Genomic DNA, 6,000 nt, shown 5'->3' with positions numbered 1-6,000 from the left:
TGGGGCGGTCGGGGGAACCCGGGTCGCGGCCGGCGTCGCTCGGCGTCGAGTTCGTCCCGTAGGTCCCGGATCGCCTCGGCGAGCTCCGCGATCGCTTCGGCGAGATCGTCGTCGCTCATACTGACTCTTACGCGGCGAACAGGAAAAAGTGGCCGATCTCGTCCCGCGATGGCGTGCCGAGCGGTCGCTGTCGATTCGTGTTCTGCTCGCTCCGACGGAACGCTCGTCGTGTAGGCTACGGAGCCCTCGAGGGGGACAGGATACGCGTCGCCAGGACAAATTACCGGCGGATCGGCCGTTTGTATGAACTGCCGGCCGCAATGTTTATTTGACGGGGAACTGTGCAGGGAAGTGAATGCGCAGCGAGCCTGGGGTCGGTGTTCCGGAGAGCGCTTCGTTCGCGCAGGCGCTCGGGACGCTGAAGCGACGGGGGAGTAACATTCTGGTCGTGGGGGCGGCCGGGTGCGGGTCGCACGGATCCGCCTGCAATCGACTGTTAGGCGACGGCTCGAACGAGGCGAGATTCCGACTGGTCGTGGCCACGGATCCCGGCCGGGTCGCGTCTCACGCCGAACGTGGCGAGGACGGCGAGACGCGGTTCATCGTTCAGAGGGACGGGGACGCCGCCAGGTCGGATCGAACGTATCCGACCGGGTCGGTGATCGAGACCGAGATGTTGGGCGTGACCGGGGCGAAGTTCGTGGGGACCCTCGACGAGTTCGACGAGGAGAGCGACCTCGCCCCGTCGGAACTTCGGGTGTGCGTGGACTCGGTCTCGGATCTCGTCCAGTCCCACGACGCGGAGAACGTGTTTCGCCTCCTCCACGTCATGACGACCCGAATCCGTCGGAGTCGGGGGATGGGTCACTTTCACTTCCCGATCGACCGCGAGGAGGAGGCGGCTCGCCTGTTCGAACCGCTGTTCGACGCGGTCGTCGAGCTCCGATCGGGTTCCGAGGGCCCGGAACACCGCTGGCACCTTCGCGATCGGGACGCGGACACCGACTGGATCTCCCTGTGAGGCGTCGACGCCGTCGACGATGAGGAGCCGGCAACTCACCGGGTCGCCACACGGTCTCACGACGCGCGCCGAGGCGGACGAGAACGGCGCGGTTCTCGTCCACGAGTTCGACGCGGCCGACCTCTAGGCGACCGACTCGACGAAGCGGTTCCTGCGGTACCAGCTCGAGGGCTACGCCGATCGGATCGACGCCGACGCGTCCGTGACGGTCGAGGACGCCGGAGTCGCGGTCGAGATTCCCGGCGCCGAAGGCGAAGACGTCTCTCGCTGGCAGAGCGCGGCGGTCGAGGCGATCGATCGAACGCTGTTTCTCTCCGACAACAGCGAGTGACGGCGAACGCCGAGTGACGGCGTCTCGAGACCGCCGAACCGCCGCGAACTCGCGTGGCGGACTCGCGGGACCGGCCCGCCGGATGCGAGCGTTTTTATCGGATCGACACCCCAGGTCACCTCGTGCGAATCGAGAACAGCTTCATCCCCGTCCGGGGAGTCGGCGAGACGACCGAACGACGACTCTGGGCCGAGGGCGTGACCCACTGGGATGACTTCGACGGACGCGTCGTCGGTCCCGCGGTCGCCGACCGGATCGAGCGCTTCATCGAGACCGGTCGAGAGCGCATCGATCGCGGGGACTACGCGTACTTCGCCGAAACGCTCCCGAGCGGCTCTCGCTGGCGCCTCTACGAGAACGTGGCCGACGACGCGTGTTATCTCGACATCGAAACGACGGGACTCGACGCGTCCAGGGACGTGGTGACGACCGTGAGCGTCCACCGCGCGGGCGAGACGACGACGTTCGTTCGCGAGGACGACCTCTCTGTCGACGCGCTCACAGGCGCGCTCGAAGGGGCCTCATTGCTCGTCACGTTCAACGGACGCCGGTTCGACGTTCCGTTCCTCGAGACGCGATTCGATCTCGAGCTCACCGTTCCGCACCTCGATCTCATGTACCCGTGTCGAACGATCGGCCTCACCGGCGGTCTCAAGCGGATCGAGCGGGATCTCGATATCGACCGTGACACGCCCGACATCACCGGCCGTGACGCGGTCAGGCTCTGGCACGAGTACGAGCGCGGCGACGACGAGGCACTCGAGACGTTGATCCGGTACAACCGTGCAGACACGGTGAACCTCGAACGGCTGGCGACCGAAGTCACCGATCGGCTTCACGACGAGGTCTTCGAGTCGGTCTGTGACGGACCGATCACCGAATAGCTCGACGCTCCGAATCGCCGCGGTGCGTCGACGGTCGGTGACGAACGTCTCGACGAGTCGTACATGTCTCGCGGAACCGTAACGTTCAGCCCGCCGGCGTTCGAACCGGGGCTAATGACCGAATTCGCGTACGATGTCGACGTGCGGTTGCGCGACGTCGACTTCATGGGCCACGTCAACAACGCCGTCTACGCGACGTACCTCGAGGAAGCACGCGAGGCGTTCTTCGAACGAATCGTCGGCGAGTCCCTGGCCGATCTCGACACCGTCCTCGCGTCGCTAACGATCGACTACGAGCGACCGATCCACGCCGGCGACGAGGTCGTTGTCTCGGTAACCCTCTCCGAACTCGGCGAGTCGAGCGTGCCGATGGCCTACGAGATCCGGGCGGACGGCGATTTGGCGGCTACGGCTCGGACGACTCAGGTGTTCGTCGACCGGGAAACCGGTCGCGCGGCGTCGATCCCGAGGGACGTCCGCGAACGACTGTCGACGTCGATCGACTGACGAACCCGACTCGGACCGACCGTCGCGATTCGCTCAGGCGCTATCGGTTTCTTCGCCCTCGCTCGTCGCGTCGCCGTCGACAGTTACGCCCCCGTCGCTCGTGACGACGACGTCGTACCCGCAAAATCGCAGCTTGATCTCGCCGGGGCTCCGTCGGGTTTCACCCTCGCGAGGTGAGAACAGGACGTCGAGCGCTTCCGGGTCGCAGACCTCGTACAACGATTGATACTCGGGCGGCTCGATCTCCGTGACGTCCACACCCTCCCGTTCGGCGACCGCCTCGACGATGGCCAAGCTGAGTGATTCCCCGTCCCCCGTTGTGCTGTCCACTGAGACCAGCATCGACCGCAACCAACCCGTGGTTCATCATAAATCCTCCGGGAACGAACGAAATACGCCAGAATTGCGTAATTATTGTGGCACAAATCCGCCCATAGATGTAATAATTGGGTTGGGATTCGAGAAGGACACATGAATGTCACACATTTTGTTCGGTTGCGAGCCGAATTCGTCCGACCGATCGATCGTTAGTGCGTTTCAGCGAGCGATCGTTTCTCGCGTCCGGCCGAGCGATCGTTTCTCGCGTCCGGCCGAGCACTGGGTCGTCGATGACAGCGTCACCCGATTTCCGAGCGGACGGCCGCGGTCGGTACGAGCAACCCGGGAACCCGGACGGCCCGCACGGAACCGATAGTTAGATAATCCGCCGGTCGGATGCCGGAATCGATGGCCCGTCGTTTGATCGCACCTCGTGAACCACCCACCATATCGGGGGGCACAACCTTTGGGTAGTTACCTCGAATGCGGACAGACGGGATACCGGAGTAATCAATGAGCGAGTACGAGTTTGTCTGTCCCGAATGCGCCCAAGAGATCGAGATCAACGGTCCCATGCGCGAGGCGATCCTGGCGAACGGCTGTCCCGTGTGCTCGGCGGCCGTGGATACCGATCACTTCGCGCGCTGCTGATCGGGGATTTCGAGGCCGAATCGATTCGCGTCACTCGTCCGGTTCGCGGTCGATCTCGGTTCGGCGGCCGCTCAGCTCCGTCGGATCGAAGCGATACAGATTGATGTCGAGATTCTCCTTGGATCGCCCCCAGATTTCGAACAGCGGTCGCTTCGCGGCGCCGTACTGCTGGATGTCACGGACGGTCAGCTCGTCCGGCGAAATCTCTTCGAGCGCTCCGTTCGCCACGACGCTCCGGTAGGTCGATCCCTTCTCGGCCTCTTCGTAGACGACGATCCTGGCCGTCGGCGAGGACGCGAGGAACCGTCGTTTCTCGCTCTCGGGCGCCGAGACCAGCCGCACGTAGATCGTTCGTTCGTTCGCGTCGTAGCCGTAGGAGATCGGGATCGCGTACGGCACGTCCTCGCGGGCGAGCGACAGGACGCCGGTCTCGTGCCGGCCGAGAAAGTCGTCGATCTCCGAACACGTCATTTCGGTTTCCTCGGCGAGTGACATTGTCGTGTTCGCAGTGAGCGCGCAGGCGACCTTAAGTCCCACTGTCGGATGCCGTCGCGAGCTGACCGGCTCTGTCGGGTTTCTCGCCGCTCGGAACGCCTCGGCGACCGCCTTCGCCAGATTCAGCCGTCTCGCTCCAGGACGTCGCCCAGGATCTTTCGCTGGGCGGCCACCAGATGCTCGGTGAACGTCGACTGAGCGATGTCGAGTTCGGCGGCGATCTCGGTGGCGTTCGCCCCTTTCGGCCTCTCGAAGTATCCCCTCTCGTAGGCCGTTTGCAGGACCTCGTACTGGCGGTCGGTGAGCTTTCCGCGGTTGACGAACACGCTCTCCTCGGTCGTCTCGTCGAGCGGCGGGTGCAGGAGTCGTTGTACGTCGACCGACGGGAACCGATCCCTGAGGGCGGTCATCACGTCCTGGAGCTGCTCGAAATCGTTCGCGTGAAAAACCAGCGTCAGGTCGCCGTCCTCGGCGACGTACCGGTGGATCGGACACCCGAAGCTCCCCACGCACTCGCACGGACAGTCCGCCTCGCCGTCGTGGGTCGTTCGATACAGGTTCGACGCGCCGTAGGAGAATATCGCCTCGGCGTTCGCCCCGTCGGGTGCCTCGTCCGCGTCGGTCAAGAATTCGGTGACGCTCCCCGTCGCGTCCGGTAGCGCGACGCTCGTCGACACCTGGTCGATGATCCCCGTAGAGATCGTCGAGAACGCTGCGATCGGACAGTCCTCGGGGGCGTCGAACCGGATCGTCGCTCGGATACCTGACGCCATGCGTGTCTACGTCGACATGGGATCGCACGTCCTTTAGTCCTCACGTCCCGGTCCGTCCGGATGCGATCGGGCGATCCCGTTCGGCCGGCCATATAAACTACCCGCTATATCTGTGGTTCACCTTCCCCGCCGCCCGTCCCGTTCGTGAACGTGTATGAGAAACGAGACGCCGGCTATCATCGGCTCCGACCGGTACACGGAAACTCCAGATCGGGCGACGATCGTCGACGACGAGGAGGTTCAGCGCGTTCTCGAGGTCCTCGACGATCCCGACTGTCGAGCGATCCTCGGGGAAACCGGTGAAGAGCCGCTCTCGGCCGGCGAACTCGCCGATGCGTGCGACGTTCCGCTGTCGACGACGTATCGAAAGCTCGATCAACTCACCTCGGCGGGCGTACTCGCCGACGGATTACGACTGTGCCGGTCCGGCAAGCACACCAGCGAGTACGTTCGACGGATCGACGACGTCGTCGTCTCGATCGATCCCGAACGCGGGATCGTGCTCCGCGTCGCGCTGTGCGATCCGTCCGATCGCCCGGTGGAATCCGGCGTCGGGTGGCCCGCGAGCGAGTGAACTCACCGGCTTCGATGGGACCGTACCGACGGCGACTCTACAGTTCGATCGATTTCTTACCGTCGCTCCGCCCGCTGTGGACTCTTCCCATCGCTTTCCTCTGTACGATGGGGTCGTCAGGCCCGGTCACCGTTCCGACCGTCGATCGGAATCCCGAGAAATCCGCTGACGGCCCTGTACAGTACGGCGAAAGCCACGAGCGCCCCGATACCAGTGATAACGACGCGCTCTCGGGTGTCGTAAAACGCCGGATCGATCGCGGCGAACAATGCGACGGAGGCCGCCACCGATATCGCCGCGAGCGCGACCACGATCGACTTCTGCATTTGTCGGACGTTGTCACGAGAGGATTATATATCATTGCCTCCGGATTCTCGTCGGCGGCGGACCGACACCGGGGTTTTCGGCCCGACGTCTCCACCGATCGCGATCGAACGCCGGGAGGG

Annotated in this window: 10 protein-coding genes; 6 read left to right on the top strand and 4 right to left on the bottom strand. The window is 64.3% G+C overall.

The window, feature by feature from the left end:
• Positions 1-355: 355 nt before the first annotated feature.
• The 4 genes from QZT59_RS16655 to QZT59_RS16640 all read left to right on the top strand — a co-directional run bounded on the left by QZT59_RS16655 (position 356) and on the right by QZT59_RS16640 (position 2,743).
• Positions 356-1,021: a hypothetical protein gene (locus QZT59_RS16655; protein WP_290818884.1), complete on the top strand. Its 666-nt coding sequence runs from the start codon at positions 356-358 to the stop codon at positions 1,019-1,021.
• A gap of 202 nt (positions 1,022-1,223) precedes the next feature.
• A complete protein-coding gene (locus QZT59_RS16650) occupies positions 1,224-1,352 on the top strand; it encodes a hypothetical protein (protein ID WP_290818882.1) in 129 nt (42 codons plus the stop codon).
• A gap of 122 nt (positions 1,353-1,474) precedes the next feature.
• Positions 1,475-2,236 carry a ribonuclease H-like domain-containing protein gene (locus QZT59_RS16645; protein WP_290818880.1) on the top strand — a complete coding sequence of 254 codons (762 nt, stop codon included), beginning with the start codon at positions 1,475-1,477 and terminating at the stop codon, positions 2,234-2,236.
• A gap of 114 nt (positions 2,237-2,350) precedes the next feature.
• A complete protein-coding gene (locus QZT59_RS16640; protein WP_290818878.1) occupies positions 2,351-2,743 on the top strand; it encodes a thioesterase family protein in 393 nt (130 codons plus the stop codon).
• Positions 2,744-2,776: 33 nt separating this feature from the next.
• Here the strand turns inward: QZT59_RS16640 and QZT59_RS16635 are convergent, their stop codons facing one another.
• Positions 2,777-3,085 (bottom strand): HalOD1 output domain-containing protein, encoded by a 309-nt coding sequence (locus QZT59_RS16635; RefSeq protein ID WP_290818876.1) that lies wholly within the window; start codon positions 3,083-3,085, stop codon positions 2,777-2,779.
• 489 nt (positions 3,086-3,574) lie between these two features.
• Between QZT59_RS16635 and QZT59_RS16630 the strand changes: the two genes are divergently transcribed.
• Positions 3,575-3,712 (top strand): zinc ribbon domain-containing protein, encoded by a 138-nt coding sequence (locus tag QZT59_RS16630; RefSeq protein WP_290818874.1) that lies wholly within the window; start codon positions 3,575-3,577, stop codon positions 3,710-3,712.
• Positions 3,713-3,742: 30 nt separating this feature from the next.
• Here the strand turns inward: QZT59_RS16630 and QZT59_RS16625 are convergent, their stop codons facing one another.
• A complete protein-coding gene (locus QZT59_RS16625; protein WP_290818872.1) occupies positions 3,743-4,207 on the bottom strand; it encodes a pyridoxamine 5'-phosphate oxidase family protein in 465 nt (154 codons plus the stop codon).
• 122 nt (positions 4,208-4,329) lie between these two features.
• Positions 4,330-4,980 carry a helix-turn-helix domain-containing protein gene (locus QZT59_RS16620; RefSeq protein WP_290818870.1) on the bottom strand — a complete coding sequence of 217 codons (651 nt, stop codon included), beginning with the start codon at positions 4,978-4,980 and terminating at the stop codon, positions 4,330-4,332.
• 154 nt (positions 4,981-5,134) lie between these two features.
• On the opposite strand from QZT59_RS16620, the gene QZT59_RS16615 reads away from it, so the two are divergent.
• On the top strand, positions 5,135-5,554 hold the full coding sequence (locus QZT59_RS16615; RefSeq protein WP_290818868.1) for a helix-turn-helix domain-containing protein: 420 nt from the start codon (positions 5,135-5,137) through the stop codon (positions 5,552-5,554).
• A gap of 116 nt (positions 5,555-5,670) precedes the next feature.
• Here the strand turns inward: QZT59_RS16615 and QZT59_RS16610 are convergent, their stop codons facing one another.
• Positions 5,671-5,865, bottom strand: a complete 195-nt coding sequence (locus QZT59_RS16610) for a hypothetical protein (protein ID WP_290818866.1) — start codon at positions 5,863-5,865, stop codon at positions 5,671-5,673.
• Positions 5,866-6,000 lie beyond the last annotated feature (135 nt).

Source organism: Halovivax sp. (genome assembly GCA_007119345.1).
In the GTDB taxonomy this organism is placed as follows: domain Archaea; phylum Halobacteriota; class Halobacteria; order Halobacteriales; family Natrialbaceae; genus Halovivax.
The sequence above is the reverse complement of the archived record's forward strand: the minus strand, read 5'-3'. Positions and strand labels throughout refer to the sequence as shown.